Annotated in this window: 19 protein-coding genes and 2 tRNA genes; all 21 read left to right on the top strand. The window is 33.8% G+C overall.

Annotated elements, in window-relative coordinates:
• Positions 1–45 precede the first annotated feature (45 nt).
• The 21 genes from Q5O30_RS09405 to Q5O30_RS09305 all read left to right on the top strand — a co-directional run bounded on the left by Q5O30_RS09405 (position 46) and on the right by Q5O30_RS09305 (position 16,436).
• Entirely contained in the window at positions 46–750 is a 705-nt protein-coding gene (locus Q5O30_RS09405) for a hypothetical protein (protein ID WP_147365745.1), read from the top strand.
• Positions 737–1,174 carry a prepilin peptidase gene (locus Q5O30_RS09400; RefSeq protein ID WP_302674678.1) on the top strand — a complete coding sequence of 146 codons (438 nt, stop codon included), beginning with the start codon at positions 737–739 and terminating at the stop codon, positions 1,172–1,174. The genes Q5O30_RS09405 and Q5O30_RS09400 overlap by 14 nt, the downstream gene beginning before the upstream one ends.
• Before the next feature lie 9 nt (positions 1,175–1,183).
• A complete protein-coding gene (locus Q5O30_RS09395; RefSeq protein WP_021953494.1) occupies positions 1,184–1,645 on the top strand; it encodes a TadE/TadG family type IV pilus assembly protein in 462 nt (153 codons plus the stop codon).
• Positions 1,645–2,736 (top strand): DUF6382 domain-containing protein, encoded by a 1,092-nt coding sequence (locus Q5O30_RS09390; protein ID WP_021953493.1) that lies wholly within the window; start codon positions 1,645–1,647, stop codon positions 2,734–2,736. The genes Q5O30_RS09395 and Q5O30_RS09390 overlap by 1 nt, the downstream gene beginning before the upstream one ends.
• Positions 2,737–2,800: 64 nt before the next feature.
• A complete protein-coding gene (locus Q5O30_RS09385; RefSeq protein WP_021953492.1) occupies positions 2,801–3,526 on the top strand; it encodes an NAD-dependent protein deacylase in 726 nt (241 codons plus the stop codon).
• Positions 3,527–3,673: 147 nt separating this feature from the next.
• Positions 3,674–4,909 (top strand): LysM domain-containing protein, encoded by a 1,236-nt coding sequence (locus Q5O30_RS09380; RefSeq protein ID WP_021953491.1) that lies wholly within the window; start codon positions 3,674–3,676, stop codon positions 4,907–4,909.
• Positions 4,910–4,935: 26 nt separating this feature from the next.
• Positions 4,936–6,201 (top strand): DUF5711 family protein, encoded by a 1,266-nt coding sequence (locus Q5O30_RS09375; protein ID WP_021953490.1) that lies wholly within the window; start codon positions 4,936–4,938, stop codon positions 6,199–6,201.
• A gap of 51 nt (positions 6,202–6,252) precedes the next feature.
• Positions 6,253–6,963, top strand: coding sequence for a CvpA family protein (locus tag Q5O30_RS09370; RefSeq protein ID WP_021953489.1), 711 nt, complete (start codon positions 6,253–6,255; stop codon positions 6,961–6,963).
• A gap of 127 nt (positions 6,964–7,090) precedes the next feature.
• Positions 7,091–7,162 (top strand) — tRNA-Glu (locus Q5O30_RS09365).
• Positions 7,163–7,251: 89 nt separating this feature from the next.
• Positions 7,252–7,322, top strand: a tRNA-Cys gene (locus Q5O30_RS09360).
• A 112-nt stretch (positions 7,323–7,434) separates the two neighbouring features.
• The gene (locus Q5O30_RS09355; RefSeq protein WP_021953488.1) at positions 7,435–8,421 is read left to right on the top strand and encodes a hypothetical protein; all 987 of its coding nucleotides are present in this window, start codon (positions 7,435–7,437) and stop codon (positions 8,419–8,421) included.
• 108 nt (positions 8,422–8,529) lie between these two features.
• Entirely contained in the window at positions 8,530–10,218 is a 1,689-nt protein-coding gene (locus Q5O30_RS09350; protein WP_021953487.1) for a hypothetical protein, read from the top strand.
• Positions 10,202–11,998, top strand: coding sequence for an Ig-like domain-containing protein (locus tag Q5O30_RS09345; RefSeq protein WP_021953486.1), 1,797 nt, complete (start codon positions 10,202–10,204; stop codon positions 11,996–11,998). Before Q5O30_RS09350 ends, Q5O30_RS09345 begins: the two co-directional genes overlap by 17 nt.
• Complete coding sequence (locus Q5O30_RS09340; protein ID WP_021953485.1) at positions 11,998–12,174, top strand: DUF951 domain-containing protein; 177 nt, start codon at positions 11,998–12,000, stop codon at positions 12,172–12,174. Before Q5O30_RS09345 ends, Q5O30_RS09340 begins: the two co-directional genes overlap by 1 nt.
• Positions 12,175–12,626: 452 nt before the next feature.
• A complete protein-coding gene (locus tag Q5O30_RS09335; protein ID WP_021953484.1) occupies positions 12,627–12,989 on the top strand; it encodes a GntR family transcriptional regulator in 363 nt (120 codons plus the stop codon).
• The gene (locus Q5O30_RS09330) at positions 12,986–13,684 is read left to right on the top strand and encodes an ABC transporter ATP-binding protein (RefSeq protein ID WP_021953483.1); all 699 of its coding nucleotides are present in this window, start codon (positions 12,986–12,988) and stop codon (positions 13,682–13,684) included. The genes Q5O30_RS09335 and Q5O30_RS09330 overlap by 4 nt, the downstream gene beginning before the upstream one ends.
• On the top strand, positions 13,678–14,478 hold the full coding sequence (locus Q5O30_RS09325) for a hypothetical protein (protein ID WP_021953482.1): 801 nt from the start codon (positions 13,678–13,680) through the stop codon (positions 14,476–14,478). Before Q5O30_RS09330 ends, Q5O30_RS09325 begins: the two co-directional genes overlap by 7 nt.
• Positions 14,479–14,628: 150 nt before the next feature.
• Complete coding sequence (gene rpsF / locus Q5O30_RS09320; RefSeq protein ID WP_021953481.1) at positions 14,629–14,919, top strand: 30S ribosomal protein S6; 291 nt, start codon at positions 14,629–14,631, stop codon at positions 14,917–14,919.
• Positions 14,920–14,943: 24 nt separating this feature from the next.
• Complete coding sequence (locus Q5O30_RS09315) at positions 14,944–15,396, top strand: single-stranded DNA-binding protein (RefSeq protein WP_021953480.1); 453 nt, start codon at positions 14,944–14,946, stop codon at positions 15,394–15,396.
• A gap of 44 nt (positions 15,397–15,440) precedes the next feature.
• Positions 15,441–15,704, top strand: a complete 264-nt coding sequence (gene rpsR / locus Q5O30_RS09310) for a 30S ribosomal protein S18 (RefSeq protein ID WP_021953479.1) — start codon at positions 15,441–15,443, stop codon at positions 15,702–15,704.
• Positions 15,705–15,857: 153 nt separating this feature from the next.
• Entirely contained in the window at positions 15,858–16,436 is a 579-nt protein-coding gene (locus tag Q5O30_RS09305) for a hypothetical protein (protein ID WP_021953478.1), read from the top strand.
• Positions 16,437–16,457: the final 21 nt, after the last annotated feature.

Below are 16,457 nucleotides of genomic sequence, written 5' to 3'. Positions count from 1 at the left end.
GCGTGTTCATTTACCTCCCCTGGAAGTATCAGTATAGAAGCGGCAATGGCATTAACGGTTTTTATAGGTATGGTGCTTTTTATGGTAAGTTTTTTAATTATGGTAAGCACACAGTTTTCGGTACAAATGAAATTAAATAACATAGCATTGATTACTGCTAAAAGCAAATTTTATGTTCAACTGGCAGATAAAGTGACGGACTATAATGATACATTAAAGAAAATAAAAACGGAAATTGAGGAAAACAAGAATAAAATAACTGAAAATGATATGTGGAACAAGGTTAAAGGTTCCATATATGAAAATAATGGAATTGATGATGTGACAGATATAAGACTTAATTATGTTTTAAAAACATCTTTTTTAGACAGGACTATAGCCATAAAACAACGAAGCATGGTTAGGGACTGGACAGGAAGTGACATAACAAAAAGTCAGAATATAGTTTACATAACTCAAAATGGAAAAGTGTATCACTTAACGAAGGAGTGCAGTCATCTGGCACTGTCAATTAGCAGTACATCTTATGCATCTGTAAAAGGGCTTAGAAACAATTACGGAGAAAAATACAGCAAATGTGGAATATGTGTAACCAAAAAGCCAGAATCAGGCACAAAGGTTTTTATTGCGGAAGATGGAAACAGGTATCATTTGAGTCTTACATGTAGTGGAATAGTAAGAAATATTATAGCAACAGACAAGGAAAGTGTAACAAATATGCCGGCATGCAGTAGTTGTGGAAAGGAATAAAATGATTGAAACTATTATATCATTACCGGTGTTGATATCAGGTGCCATAATGGATTTTAAGTACAGAAAAGTATTTATAATGCCGTTTATAATGGCATCAGCTTGTGGAATTATTGTTAATGCAACTGTTTATAAAAGAGATTTTAAACACTATGCATTGGGTGTGGGACTGTCGGTGCTACTGGTACTTATATGCCTTATATCCAAAAAGATTATGGGATTAGGTGATGGACTGGCGATACTAATGACAGGATGTGTTTTTAACAGTAAAAGTATGCTAATAATAGTTTTATTATCTTTTTTAATAATGTCAGCTACAGGAATAACAGGCGTAATAATAAAGAAAACAAAACTTAAAACAAAATTACCTTTTCTTCCATTTTTATTAATGGGAGAGGTGGTATTTTTAATAATACAGAGGTGATGCAGGTATATGAAAAGAAACTTAAACAGGAACTTGAATAGGCACTTAAGGAGGCAGGAAGAAGCGCAGCTTACAATAGAGACAGCCTTGGTTTTTCCTATAGTGTTACTTATATTAAGTGGGTTATTTTATATGATTATGTATGTACATGATATTGTGGAAGTAAGAAGCGGAGCATACAGGATTGGGATGGAGTACAGTTTTGGTAATATAGATGAAAAGGACGTAGAAAACAGTATTAAAGGTTTGCCGCTTTTTGTGGCAACACCAAAAATCAAGATTTCAAAAGGATTAGATAGTTATGAAATAGCTATTGATTTACAGGGTAAGGGTAATGTGAACATGATTAATATCATAGTTAATTCAGGTGACAGGCAAATAATACATATTCCCCAAAGAATATCCAAAGAGGTTATGTATGGAAGCAGGGTTTTATTAGAAGAATTGGAGTCGAAAAGAGGAAAAAAGTAATGGATGTATCCTATGAAAAGCATGCAGACAGAAATGTAATGATAATCAAGAATATAGGTGACAGTGAAAATGATTATAAGTCAAAAATGATTCTTAATAATAAAATAGAGGGTATTGTTCCTATGACTTTAGAATATGTAAATAATGAAAAAGAAATTCATTATGATATAACCTCAAAGACTGCAATAAAGGATATGTTTGCTGTTCATTTGGCATCAGCTAAAAATTTAAGACAGTTTGTAGAGGATATGAAGTCTCTTTCTGATGAACTTGGCAAATATCTTATTGGAATGGAGTGTGTAATTTTAGATACAGAATTTATTTTCTTTAATAGGAACACTAAAAGGTACGAATTTTGTTTACTCCCTTTTTTTGAAAATGATATGTATGGCGGAATAAGAAATATTTACGAGAAAATTCTGGAATTAATTGATTATGATGATAAAGATGCAGTAGTAATGGCATATGAAATACAACAGGTTACAAATAACAAAGATTTCACTATGGTAGACATATTAAACTGTACAAAAGTGGAGGCACAGTCAGAAGTTCACAGGAAAGATAATGAAATACAGGAGACTAGAGTTAATCAAAACATAGATGAATATCAGGATAAAACACCTGAAAAAAAGAGATGGTTTGAAGGAATATTTTCATCTTTCAGGCGAAAAAGCAATTATTTAAGTAGTGAGCAGTTAGAACAAATCGCTGTAAGTGAGGAAGAAAACATATATAATTTTAATGGTGATGAAGCAGCGGAGGAAGAAGATAATTATTATGAAACTACAGTGCTTTATGAGGAGACGATTATTCTTAGAAGCTTAGAGCAGAAAGATATGTTAATACACCCTGATAAATTCCCTTTTCTAATAGGTAAAAGCAGATTAAAATGCGATTATGTAATAGATCAAAATGTAATAAGCAGGGTGCATGCTAAAATAATAAAGAAGAATAATACTTTTTTTATTGAAGATATGGATTCTACAAACAAAACCTTTATAAATGGAAAAAAACTAGAGCCGGGAAGGAAAGAAAAAATATCAAAAGGTGATAAAATTACATTAGCAGATATGGACTTTATAGTGGAGTAGCAGAAACTAAAATGATATAATGATGGTAATTGACATAAACTAGTGTGATAAAGGAGGTTTTCCAATGGAAGAAAATATAAAAAGATTAAAAGAGACAATTGAAAATAGCAATAATATTGTATTTTTTGGTGGAGCGGGAGTTTCTACGGAAAGTGGAGTACCTGATTTTAGAAGTGTAGATGGACTTTATAATCAGAAGTACAAATATCCTCCGGAAACTATATTAAGTCATACCTTTTTTAGAACAAAAACAAGGGAATTTTTTGAATTTTACAGAGATAAGATGTTGTTTCCTGACGTAAAGCCTAACAAGGCACATTATGCACTGGCAAAACTAGAAAAGGAAGGAAAATTAAAGGCTGTTGTAACTCAGAATATTGATGGATTGCATCAGGCGGCAGGAAGCAAAGTAGTTTACGAATTGCATGGCTCAGTTCATAGAAATTACTGTGAAAAATGTGGAAAATTCTATGATTTTGATTATGTGTATAATTCAACAGGAATACCTGAATGTGAGTGTGGCGGAATTATTAAACCTGATGTTGTATTGTATGAAGAAGGGCTTAACCAGGAAATATTAAATAATTCCGTAAGAGCCATTGCCAATGCAGATGTATTGATAATAGGGGGAACTTCCCTTGCAGTATATCCGGCAGCAGGTCTGATTGATTACTATAAAGGAAACAAGCTTGTTTTAATAAATAAAAGTACCACTGCTAGAGACTGCTATGCAGATATTGTTATAAACCAGCCAATAGGAGAAGTTTTAGGTCAGGTTGTGGACTTATAATTTGATTTTTGTAAAAAGAGAGAAAACGCTGTTTTTATATTGAGGTATTTGTCGTAAAGTTTAGTGACATTAAGGCATTGATTTGACAAATTAATACACCCCTTCTGTGCTAATATTTACAGGTAATATGAAGAAGGAGGAGGTCTCATGATAGAAATGGTATATAATGGCAAAGAACCGGTAGAGCAGGGAGAGGTAAAATTACCTAAAAATATACGCCAGATAGGAAACAACGATTCTAATAAAAAAATATATGTAGAAGATTATGTTTTAACACAATTAAAGAAAAAAACTCAAAATGAAGAGGACATAAGGTATGGTGTTTTACTTGGTGAAGTGAAAAAAGGAAGAGGAAACACATACATATTTGTTAAAGCCATGGTAGAGGTTTTGGACATAATTGAAAACAGTCTTATATTTAACGATGATATCTGGTCAGGAGTATATTCAAACATAAAAAAGTACTTTGACAAGATGAACATTGTAGGATGGTTTGTTTCGGTTCCTTATAGAGTTACAGACGATATGAACGGAATAAAAAAGGTGCATCTTGATAATTTTGCCGGAAATGACAAGGTTTGTTTTTTAAGCGACAGAACCGAGAAAGAAGATAATTTCTTTATTTATGAGCAGGGAAGTCTGGAAAAACAGCCGGGATACTATATCTATTATGAAAAAAATGAAAAAATGAAGAAGTATGTAAAAAGTATTAATAATGGAAAATCTTCAATAGATAGTGCTCAGCAGACAAAAAGTGAAGCTAAAAAAGAGGACAGGCAAATTAATAACATAAAGTTAAATGAACCTGAAAATAAAAGACAGTCAAATCAAAAAAGAAATAAAGCGCCGGTACCCGCAATTGATAGCGCAAAAAGTTTCAGAGACATAGCTAAGGAAGAAAGACAGGATACAGTTATACGACAGGGGAAAATGGCATATGGTGTCAGTGGTATTCTTATAATAGCATTGTTGTTATCTACAGTTGTCATGCTAAACAATTATGGTGAATTAAAAAATATAAAGCAGACATTGTCAAACTTTGATATGAAACAGGAAGCTCAGGCAGTTAATCAAATATTAAATAGTGAAACAACCCCGGAGACGACCCGGAAAGAAAAAAATGATAACGGAGAAAGTCAGGTTAGTGAAAACAAAGAAACTGTCATTTCAGAAACAAAGAATGATGAAAAAACAGATACTACAGAAACAGTCGTAAACAGTTCATATTCAGGAAAAAGCCATGTAGTTAAGGCAGGTCAGACCCTTTATGACATAAGCATGAAGTATTATGGAACAAGTAAAATGGTAGATGAGATAAAAGAATATAATGATATAGATGATGATTACACTATCGTGGAAGGTCAGAAAATATTATTACCATAAATGTTAAAAAGGTAGTGCGATATTTTATGAGATATTGTATAATCGTAGATAGTTTCAAAAAAATTATTGAAGATTATACAATGGGAAGTGAAAATGTGGCACAGGAATATTCCGAAAAAGTAAGAAAGTTTAAGAAAAATAATAAAATAGCAGATATATTAGTAAAGATTAAATCTTTTTTCAGGAAAATCAGAATAGGTGTTGTACTTGCAGTTGTAGCAGTGTTGGCAGTTATTATCGGTATTTTCTTTTATAAAAAGTATCAGACATTTGATAATTATAAGGTGATAGATTCACTTAAAGTAGACAGCGGAAAAGATAGCAGATATGAGGCATATGGAGATTTTGTCATAAAGTATAGTAGTGATGGAATATCCTATATTGATGGGACGGAGACTGTATGGGATGAATCCTTTGAGATGAAATCTCCTATTGTGGATATTTGTGACGATTACATTGCCGTTGCAGATAAAAATACAAATGACATTTTTATTTATAATAAAGATGGTAAGGTAGGGCACGCGTCAACAAGCTATCCTATTGTGAAGTTAGAGGTGGCATCCCAGGGAGTTGTTGCCGCATTACTGGAAGATAAAAATGCAAATTATATAGAAGTATATGATAAGGATGGAGAGAAACTTATTTCCCACAAGACATTGTTACGGGAAAATGGATATCCCCTTAATTTTTCCATATCTGAAAAGGGAAGTAAGATGGTGGTGTCGTATGTTACAGTAAACGGCGGAGTTATGAAGAATAAAGTTTTATTCTACAACTTTTCAAGTGCCGGACAGAATGCTTCAGATATGATGGTGGGAGAATTTGACCAATATGGAGAAACTCTGGTGCCGATGGTTAAGTTTATTTCTGACAATGTGGCAATAGCCGTGGGAGAAAATGTTCTCACAGTTTATAGTATGAGAGATAAGCCGTCTGTTAAGTGCGAAAAGAAGTTTAAGGATGAGATTCAGAAGGTTTTTTATAGTGACAATTATGTAGGTTTTGTTTTAAAAAATGCCAATAGTAAAAAGCCATATAGAATAGAAGTTTATAATTTAAGAGGCAAAAGAGTTATGGGGGCGGAAACCTCTGTGTTATATAATAACGTAACATTTTCCGGAGAAAATGTATTAATGTATGATGACATGAATTGTAAAATAGTATCTTTTGGAGGAGTGGAAAAATTTACCTATACCTTTAAGGGACAGATTAATGATATAATCCCGGTGGATGGTAAAAAAACATTCTTAATAATGGGCAATTCAAAAGTACAAAAAGTGAAATTAAAGTAGAATTAGGTACAGAATGAGAGAATGTGTCTGTATACCAGTAAGGAGGCAGATATGGGAAATATATTGTTAGTAGCAGTTGGAGTTTTTTCTATTATTATGATATTAACAGGATTGAAAAAAGGTCTTATACGAATGGCTTTTTCACTGTTATCAATGATAGTTATTTTATTTTTGATAAATATTTTAACACCGTCAGTTAAGCAATTACTTAAGGCAACACCGGTATATACTGAGATTACGTCCAGTATTGGAAAATATGTTGATGATAATGTTAATTTGGCAACTAAAAATATGACTCAGACAGGTGTAAGTGCACAACAGAAAATAATTGATGGTTTACCTCTTCCTAAAGAAATTAGAAAGAGTTTAAAACAAAATAATACTGAAGAAAGCTACAATTCTTTTAAAGTAGATTCATTTTCTGCATACATATCGGCATCGCTGGCAGATATGATAGTAGGTGCTGTAGCATTTATAATACTTTATATTGGATTATCAGTTTTACTTAAGATATTAATAAATGTTCTGGATATTGTTGCAAGGCTTCCGGTGATTAGCACATTTAATGCAGCAGGCGGAGCATTAGTTGGATTGGCAGAGTCCGTAATCATCATATGGATAGCCTGCATTGTTGTAACTGCTTTTAGTTCAACACAGTGGGGACAGACAGTCTGTAAGGCAATTTCAGATAATGGCATATTAAGTTTTATTTATGACAATAATATAATACAGAAGTTTATTACAGGGATTTTTTCAATATAAATTATAGAGAGGATTTTATAAGGAAAATCCATAAATGAAATTTCTTAAGTAAAATATATAAATTTTATTGACAAAATATATTCTATCTGATACATTATAAAGGCTGTTAAAGTGGTTAATCCACTATGGCTCCATGGTCAAGCGGTTAAGACACCGCCCTTTCACGGCGGTAACAGGGGTTCAAATCCCCTTGGAGTCATTGATGTTATGGCGAAATGTAATTGTATTTGCAAAATTGCCTTGACGATATTAAGAACCCTTGTTATAATAAAGTGGTTCTAAAAATATGGCGCAATAGCCAAGTGGTAAGGCACGGGTCTGCAACACCCTGATCACCAGTTCAAATCTGGTTTGCGCCTCTAGAGAAAGCACTCAGAGTTTCTGGGTGCTTTTTTTCTTGACTACTATTGTGAACATAGATAAAATAAAATTAGGAAGTTGTGGCAAATAACAATCATGAAAGGAAAGTATATGAAGAATAGAATAATTGCAATTATTTTAACAATTACTTTATTGGTTACACTGGCTATTCCTGTTGTGGCAGCAGGTGATGGCAACTGGGGAGATGATAATGCTCCATGGAATGTGGGAATAACAAATGGCAAGCTTTTAGGTAATTATGAATTAGGAACATCAAAGGAATTTGAAATAGCATATTACCCATCAGACAGTGTAGGATTAAAGGCAATAAGACATATAGAAATAACAGGTGATTACCCGGTATCAGGATTTGAATACTATGAAAATGGCAAGTGGAATGATGTGGAACAGTTTACTTCAAAAATAGTATTTAAGGATACAACAAAACAGAAAGTGCATGTAACATTTAATAAAGAAGGAAAGTATACAATAAAGTTTTGGGTATCAACAGCTGATGGAAATCAGTCTGTAGTAGCGAAAAGAGTCATTAATGTTGCAAAAACATCAATAACTCTTTACAGGGAAGTGGAGACTACACCTACAGCAGTTCCGACCACAAAGGATATTGAGCCGGTTACAACAGAACCTGTTACAGTGGCACCAACTACAAAGGATGAAACAGAGTCAGAAGCATCAACACAGGCACCGACAACTAAGCCTATTATAACAGAGCCGGTTACGATAAAACCGACTACAGTTGTTCCTACAACTAAGTCAGTTACAACGACAGCTGCTCAAAAGGTTAAGGTGGGAAAGACTGCAATAAAAAAAGCTGTTAAACAGAAAAAAGCCAAAAAGGCAAAAATATCTCTGAAAAAGGTTAAAAAAGTTTCAGGATATCAGGTGCAGATATCTACCTCAGCTAAATTTGTCAAGAAATTAACAATTACTAAAAATATTAAGAAGACAAGCTGTACAATAAAAGCTTTAAAGGCAAAAAAAGTATATTATGTCAGAGCAAGGGCATACATAGTGAAGGGTAAAAAGAAATATTATGGCACCTGGACTGTGAAAAAGAAAGTAAAATTTATAAAATAGGAATGTGAGAGTATTATAATACTTAAGACATTTCAGACACAAAAGATTTCACATAAATTTTCATGTGGAATCTTTTGCATAATGAAAGAAAATCATAAGGAGTTTTTTATGAATATATTTAGCAACTTGATGTATAACCAGAGTTTTGCCGTAAAGGGGAAAGTCAATATAAAAAGATTAATTGTAAGCCTAATAATAACAATAGCAATAGAATTTGTGGCATTTTATGTAATGATTCCGGCGTTTAATATCCATTCCATGGAATTTTGGGAGTTTCAGGGATTCTTTCTCCTTGTATTTTTTGTTCTTACATTTAAAACCAAAGGAAAGAATAATATAAAATTAAAATACAATGCAATCACTAAAATTGTAGGAATAATTTTAGTGTTAGGGGTGTTGGCGGTGCTAATAGGAAATCTTGTATCGGCAAAAATTTTTAACGCAAAAAGATATGCTTCCATAATGGACATAGAAAATACAAAATTTGAAAATATAATAAAACCGTCGGAAACAATAAATGACATTGCCCTTATGGATACAGGAAGTGCCAGAGTAGTGGGACAAAGGGCAATAGGTGCATTGTCAGATGTAGTCAGCCAGTATCAGATAAATGAAGACTACAGCCAGATTGCATTAAATGGCGAGCCGATGAAGGTGGCAACTTTAGAATATGCCGGATTTTTCAAGTGGTTTAATAACAGAAAAAACGGCATTCCGGGGTACGTGTTAGTAGACGCCGTTAAATTTGAGGCTAATTATGTTAAATTAAAACAGGCTATTAAGTACACAACATCAGGATGGTTTAATGATAATCTTCAAAGACATTTAAGATTTAAATATCCAACAGCAATATTTGAAGGATATTATTTTGAGGTAGATGAAGAGGGAAATCCATATTATATCTGCCCTACAATGACTGCAAAAATAGGACTTTTTGGAGGTTATGACGTAAATGGTGTGGTAATATGCAATCCGTGTACAGGAGAATGCAAAAAGTATTCATTAGACGAAGTTCCGCAGTGGGTTGACAGAGTTTATGATGGAGATTTAATTGAAACTAAATACAATTGGCATGGAATGTTAGCAGATGGATTTATCAACAGCATAATAGGACAGAAGGATTGTAAGAAAACCACGGCGGATTATGGATACAAGGTCATTGACAATGATGTGTGGATTTACACAGGAGTAACCTCTGTTATTGATGACTCATCAAACATAGGATTTGTAATGGTAAATGCCAGAACCGGAAAGGCAAGTTACTTTAATGTGGCAGGTGCTGAAGAATTTTCTGCAATGGAAGCGGCAGAGGGACAGGTTCAGAATTTAGGATATGATGCGGCGTTTCCGTCCCTTATTAATATTGATGGAAGACCAACTTATTTTATGGTATTAAAGGATAAGGGAAATCTGGTAAAACAGTATGCCCTTGTTGATGTAAAAAAATATAGCATAGTTGCAACGGGGCTGACGCAGAAGGATACCCTTGCAACCTATAGAAAACTTCTTAGGGAAAATGGTGTAAACTTATCTGATAAGCAGGAAGATTTGTCAAAAATATATGAAAGTGCCCTTATTGAGGTTAAAGAAATAAAATATATAAATATGGCAGATGAAACATATGTGTACATTACAGATAAGGAAGGCAATGTTTATAAAGAAAAATTTGCTGATGATGAAACTCTTGTATTTATAAGTCAGGGGCAGCAAATTGAAATATATTATGACACAAATGATGATACAGCAATAAGAAACATACAATCATGGAAGAAGGTTAATAATGTTAAGAATGAATAAGAAACTCTTAAAAAGTTTAGCACTAATAATGTGTATTGTAATGAGCTTTAGCGTATATTTGCCGAAAGTAAATATAAAGGCAAAAAGCACAGTGTATCTTTCGAGCACTAATATGGAACTGACTAAGGGAAAGAAAACCAGGTTAAGGTTAAAAAATGCTCCGAAAGGTGCAAAAACAACTTGGAAGACCACTAATAAATATGCGGTAGTTGTTTCTAAAAAAGGTACGGTAAGGGCTGTAAATGCAGGTAATGCTACTATATATGTTAAATATAAGAATAAAACCTATTCCTGCAAAATTAATGTGCCGGATCCGGACAGACAAATTAAGTTAAATTCACAAAATGTTACTTTGGTTGAAAATAATACTTTTCATCTTGTGGCAGAAACAAACAGTAAGGTAACGTATATATCAGAAAACAACAATATAGCAACTGTTGATAATAATGGGCTTATAACAGCAGTTAATCCGGGAACAGTGACTATTACCGCAAAAACTGCAACAGCATTTTCAAAGTGCACTGTACAGGTTCAATCAGCAGATGAGCAGGCTACAAGCCCTGACTGGATATACAATAAATCTGCAACAGGTATCAGAAGAATAACTAAAAGAGGAACGGTTATTTATGATAATATCTGTTGGGTAAGTAATAAAGCCATATCCTTTAAAATTGATAATATTAATGAGAATAACATAAAAAAATGCGTATGGAGTTCTTCTGACAAAACGGTTTTGTCTAAGCCTCAAAAAAGAGATGGAAGTCTGATAACAACAGATGCAAATACATTAAAAGCAGGAACCGCAATTGTTACGGCAAAGGTTACTAATAAGTCGGGAAAAGTAAGTAAATATACCAGTTATGTTTTTGTAACAACTCCTGCCGCGGACAAGAGTAAACTTACACTTTATGGAAAGGGTGTAGGAAATAACAGACAGCAATATGTAACTTTTACAGGATTAAACAAGTTTAGCACCATATCAGTTAGTAATAGTAATGAAAAAGCGGCATCGGTTCAGATTTTTCATGATAAAATGGCTGTTACAGGTCTAAGCGAGGGAAGCGGTACCATTAAAGTGACAATAGATGGCAAAGTCATAAAAATAAAATATGTTACATATAATGCAATAGTAACGTGTGGTGCAGCAGGCATCCAAAAGAAAAAGACAACTAAAATAACAGTGTCGGGAGCAGAGGGTATCACTCCGCAATACACATCAAGAAACAGAAAGATTGCCACGGTTAAATCTGATGGGACAGTTAAAGGTGTAAGGTCAGGTGTTACATATATAGATGTAAAGCTGGGAGATTACACAAAAAGCTTCCGAATAGAGGTTTCTGCAACAGGAATGCAGACAATCATTGATAGAGCTAATTATATAGTAAATCATTGGAAGTACAGTCAGGCAAAAAGAATGAAAAGTGGATATTATGACTGTTCAGCGCTGGTTTGGAAGGGATATAAGGCATACAATAATTATCAGAAAAAATTAGGCAGTTCTAAATGGGCATATTCGGCAGGAGAGTTGTTTGATTACCTGTACAGCAAAAATCAGATTATTTATTTTGGTTATACAGGAACTGATGATATGAAGCCGGGAGACCTTATTTTTTATGGAGATTACAATAATGCAGTAAAATATAGTACCCCGGGACGTACTCTTGATATATATCATGTGGCAATGTACGCAGGAAACGGACAGGTTGTTGAAAAAGGTGGTCAGACAATGAGCAGCAACAATACAAAATATATTGTAGGAATTGGGAGAGTGGTAAATTAATGGATTACGTTATTGGAAATATAGTCACTTTAAAAAAAGGACATCCCTGCGGTACAAATGAGTGGGAGGTTATAAGAACAGGAGCGGATTTTAAACTGAAATGCAGGGGATGTGGCAGAATAGTTATGATTCCCAGAAAAGCATTTGAGAAAAGCGTGAAAAAAGTTATAAGTTAAGATAATAGGAACAGAGTTGCATGAAGATTGAAAATTGCAAATCTGTTCCTATTTTTTATAATATGCAAATACACAAAAAATATATAAATGAAATAAAAATAGGTTGACAACATAACAAAACATATGTATTATAATCAATATAAGATGTAATAAAGACACTGTGATGTGAGGATTAAAAGCAGAACCGATTAGACAAATATGAAAAAGAAATAGAGGAATTAAAGAAGCAGCTTGCCGAGAGACAACCGGCTTAGAAGACTGCTTAAAAACACTTAAAAACGTAGAGGAAATATTTAGGACATGAATCTAAATTTCTTCTACGTTTTTTTTGGGAAACAATAACATGATATGAGTGTTAAAAAGTTAATTTTGCTAAAACTATTGACAAATTCTAATCAAGATGTATTATTGTATTAAGCACTTAATACAATAATACAGAAAGGAGAAGAATAATGGCATGGGAATTTAGAAATGACAGACCCATATATGCACAGATTTTAGAGCAGATTGAGCAGAAGATTGTCACAGGCGAATATGAAACAGGTAGTAGGATACCGTCTGTAAGGGAACTGGCGGCAGAGGCATCGGTGAATCCTAATACCATGCAGAGAGCCATGACTGAGTTAGAAAGCAGAGGTCTTATTATTACCAATCGCACATCAGGCAGATGTGTTACAGATAATGTGGAAATATTAAACCAGATAAGAAAGAGCAGAGCAAAAGAATATACCACGGAATATCTGGAAAAAATGACAGAACTTAAATATAAAAAAGAGGAGATAATAGATATAATTAAGGAGGGAGACAGCAAATGAGCATTTTATTTGAATGTAAGGATTTGAGAAAAAATTATGGAAAAAATCAGGCATTAAAAGGACTCAATTTACAAATTGAGAGTGGACAGATTGTAGGGCTTCTTGGACCAAACGGAAGTGGGAAAACCACACTTATAAAGCTGGCAAACGGACTACTTACTAAAAATGGCGGTGAGCTTTATATTGATGGCAAGGAAGTGGGAGTTGAAACAAAGAAGATAGTTTCTTACCTTCCGGAAAGAACTTACTTAGATGTTCATTCCAAGGTAAAAGATGTTATTGAATTTTTCAAGGATTTCTACAGTGACTTTGAGGAAAACAGAGCCTATGATATGCTTTCAAAACTTAACATTAATCCTAATGACAAATTAAAGACCATGTCTAAGGGAACCAGGGAAAAGGTACAGCTTATTCTGGTAATGAGCAGACAGGCAAAATTATACTTTTTAGATGAACCAATTGGTGGGGTGGATCCGGCAGCCAGAGATTACATATTAAACACTATTATTTCAAATTATAATCCGGAAGCGGCAGTTATAATTTCAACACATTTAATTTCTGATATAGAAAAGGTTTTAGATGATGTGGTAATGATAAAAAACGGCGAACTGGTTATGCACAAAAAAGTAGATGAAATAAGAGAAGAATACGGAAAATCAGTGGATGAAGTATTTAGGGAGGTATTCAGATGTTAGGAAAATTGATAAAACATGAATTCAAGTCAACTGCCAGAATGTTTGCTGCATTATATGGCGTTGTATTGGTAATAACTTTAATATTAAAAGGTATAGTAGAAGTTCAGACGGTGTTTAAAGTGGATAATACCGTTTTAAATATGATTACCATGGTAACTATTATCGCCTTTGTGTTGGGAATTATAGCTATATTCTTAGGTTCCTTTGTGCTGGTAATAAAAAGATTTTATGACAATATGCTTAAAGATGAAGGATATTTGTCGTTTACTCTTCCGGTAAGAATGGGTGAGCACATTGCCGGAAAATCCATAGTAGGTTTTGCATGGATGGTTATTAGTGCAGTGGTAGCTGTTTTGCTGGTTACAATTTTAGGATTAGGTCACAATGAAATTTTAAACAGTGTTAAAGAGGGCATTGAGCTTGGTATTAAGGAAATGCAGGAATTTGGATATACGGGATATGTGGTCGAGCTTATATTTGTACTTTTGTTAGGCTGTTACAGTGCTATTGTTATGGGATATGCGTGCTTTAGCATAGGTCAGACATTAGGTAAAAATAAGGTATTGGGAGCTTTTGTGGCTTACCTTATAATTTACTTTATAATGCAGATAATTTCATCAGTAGCCATGGTGGCAATTTTTGGAAGCAATCTTGATGCACTTAATAATGCCGATATGGGAGATGCGTTTTTCCAACCGTTAATGACATTTTCCTTAGTGCTATCCATAATACAGATTGCTGTATATATTGCAATTACAAACTTTATGCTTAAAAGAAAGTTAAATTTACAGTAAATAATGGAAATTTAATAAATAATTTAATAAATAAACCGGAAAAAGCCCTTGCTATAAGGGCTTTTTTATGTTATGATGTCTACTTGTGAAATATTAATAATCCTTGCTTTTTCATAAGGAAAAAGCCAGAGACCAGAAGGAGGTAAAAGCATGAACAAATATGAATTAACAGTTGTTGTTAGTGCGAAACTTGATGATGAAGGAAGAGCAGCTGAATTAGAGAAGGTAAAAGCTCTTGTTGAAAAATTCGGCGGTACTATTGCTAACATTGACGATGCTGGAAAGAAAAAATTAGCTTACGAAATCCAGAAGATGTCAGAAGCATATTACTACTTCATTACTTTTGATACTGATAACACAGACGCTCCAAGCGGAATAGAAAGCCAGCTTCGTATTATGGAAAATGTTATCAGATTTATGTGTGTCGCTGTAGAAGCATAATTTGAGACATAAGAGAGGTATAATATGAACAAGGTTATATTAATGGGTCGTTTGACCCGTGATCCGGAAGTCAGATATTCTACATCTGGTGACGGACAGTTGGCTATTGCAAGATATACATTAGCAGTAGACAGAAGATTTAAAAGAGATGGAGAGCAGTCAGCAGACTTTATCAGATGCGTAGCATTTGGAAGAAGTGGTGAATTTGCAGAAAAGTATTTCCATCAGGGAACAAAAATAGTAGCTGAGGGTCGTATTCAGACAGGAAGCTATCAGGATAAGGATGGTAAGACAGTATACACTACAGAAGTAGTTGTAGAAAATCAGGAATTTGCTGAGAGTAAGGCAGCATCTGATAATGCAGGATTCCAGGCACAGCAGCCTGCTGCAGCATCAGCACCGACAGCTCCTGCAGGTGATGGATTTATGAACATCCCTGATAATGTGGATGATTCAGGTTTACCATTCAATTTTTAGTAGTCTCTAGTATATAGTAGAGAGAATATTTAAGGAGGTAAAAAATGCCATACAATAAGAGCGAGAGACCAGATTCTCCAATGAGAAGAAGAGGCGGTCGTAGAAGAAAAAAAGTTTGTGCATTCTGTGCAAATGAAAATAAAGCAATTGATTATAAAGATGTAGCAACATTAAAGAGATACGTGTCTGAAAGAGGTAAAATTCTTCCTAGAAGAATGACAGGAAACTGTGCAAGACACCAGAGAGCTCTTACAACAGCTGTTAAGAGAGCAAGAAATATCGCATTAATGCCATACACAGTAGAGTAAAACAATGATTTTTAAAGGCTTTCCCAGTAGTGGGAGAGCCTTATTTTTACCCTAGTACACCAATTTTACACCAATTGAAAAAGAAAAAGAGGTATCGCCCAATATTCAAATCAATTTGATCAGACTGAAAACTGTGATTATGTTGCTAAACTGATGAACTTTTTAAACAGTTCTTCATCTTTTAATGTATATAATTTTAAACAGTTATTGTCAGATATACAGTTAGAATCAGTCAGTACACAATCAAGTAAAAAACAAAACATAAATGTACAAAAGCAAAATTCTAATATTTCTTCTCAGACACAAAAAGCTGAGCCGATAGTTAATAGAACTGATGCGAATAGTGTACAACAGCCGAAGGTAAATTCGATACAAAAAGAACCTGTTGTAAGACAGAACATACCCGATAACAGAATATCTGTACCACCAGTACAACCTCCGGTGTCAGCAATGAATGTACCGCAAGGCGCAACTAATGTCGGAAAAAAGGGAAAAGATGAAAAAGAGATATCTATGTTTCATTTACTGATGCACTATAGCAAGGAAAACAAGGAGAAATATAGACAGCAAAAACAAGAAAAAAACAGTGGAGCTAAAAAAAGTAACAATGTAAATAAAAAGAGCAAGAACAATACTCAGGCACCATTTTCAGTTCCTGGAGCTAATTTCTCAGTGCCGGGATTGGAAACACCTAAGATGCAAGACAGTGTTGCACCACAATCACCTGTATAAAATAAAAATTCGTATGTACAA

Source organism: Eubacterium sp. CAG:161 (assembly GCF_000432355.1).
Lineage (GTDB): Bacteria > Bacillota > Clostridia > Lachnospirales > Lachnospiraceae > Eubacterium_G > Eubacterium_G segne.
The sequence above is the reverse complement of the archived record's forward strand: the minus strand, read 5'-3'. Positions and strand labels throughout refer to the sequence as shown.

Bases quoted from the DNA above. Each gene is read 5' to 3' on its own strand.
- Q5O30_RS09405 (WP_147365745.1), top strand. From the start codon at position 46: ATGGCATTAACGGTTTTTATAGGTATGGTGCTTTTTATGGTAAGTTTT.
- Q5O30_RS09395 (WP_021953494.1), top strand. From the start codon at position 1,184: ATGAAAAGAAACTTAAACAGGAACTTGAATAGGCACTTAAGGAGGCAG.
- Q5O30_RS09390 (WP_021953493.1), top strand. From the start codon at position 1,645: ATGGATGTATCCTATGAAAAGCATGCAGACAGAAATGTAATGATAATC.
- Q5O30_RS09385 (WP_021953492.1), top strand. From the start codon at position 2,801: ATGGAAGAAAATATAAAAAGATTAAAAGAGACAATTGAAAATAGCAAT.
- Q5O30_RS09380 (WP_021953491.1), top strand. From the start codon at position 3,674: ATGATAGAAATGGTATATAATGGCAAAGAACCGGTAGAGCAGGGAGAG.
- Q5O30_RS09375 (WP_021953490.1), top strand. From the start codon at position 4,936: ATGAGATATTGTATAATCGTAGATAGTTTCAAAAAAATTATTGAAGAT.
- Q5O30_RS09370 (WP_021953489.1), top strand. From the start codon at position 6,253: ATGGGAAATATATTGTTAGTAGCAGTTGGAGTTTTTTCTATTATTATG.
- Q5O30_RS09355 (WP_021953488.1), top strand. From the start codon at position 7,435: ATGAAGAATAGAATAATTGCAATTATTTTAACAATTACTTTATTGGTT.
- Q5O30_RS09350 (WP_021953487.1), top strand. From the start codon at position 8,530: ATGAATATATTTAGCAACTTGATGTATAACCAGAGTTTTGCCGTAAAG.
- Q5O30_RS09345 (WP_021953486.1), top strand. From the start codon at position 10,202: ATGTTAAGAATGAATAAGAAACTCTTAAAAAGTTTAGCACTAATAATG.
- Q5O30_RS09340 (WP_021953485.1), top strand. From the start codon at position 11,998: ATGGATTACGTTATTGGAAATATAGTCACTTTAAAAAAAGGACATCCC.
- Q5O30_RS09335 (WP_021953484.1), top strand. From the start codon at position 12,627: ATGGCATGGGAATTTAGAAATGACAGACCCATATATGCACAGATTTTA.
- Q5O30_RS09330 (WP_021953483.1), top strand. From the start codon at position 12,986: ATGAGCATTTTATTTGAATGTAAGGATTTGAGAAAAAATTATGGAAAA.
- Q5O30_RS09325 (WP_021953482.1), top strand. From the start codon at position 13,678: ATGTTAGGAAAATTGATAAAACATGAATTCAAGTCAACTGCCAGAATG.
- rpsF (WP_021953481.1), top strand. From the start codon at position 14,629: ATGAACAAATATGAATTAACAGTTGTTGTTAGTGCGAAACTTGATGAT.
- Q5O30_RS09315 (WP_021953480.1), top strand. From the start codon at position 14,944: ATGAACAAGGTTATATTAATGGGTCGTTTGACCCGTGATCCGGAAGTC.
- rpsR (WP_021953479.1), top strand. From the start codon at position 15,441: ATGCCATACAATAAGAGCGAGAGACCAGATTCTCCAATGAGAAGAAGA.
- Q5O30_RS09305 (WP_021953478.1), top strand. From the start codon at position 15,858: ATGAACTTTTTAAACAGTTCTTCATCTTTTAATGTATATAATTTTAAA.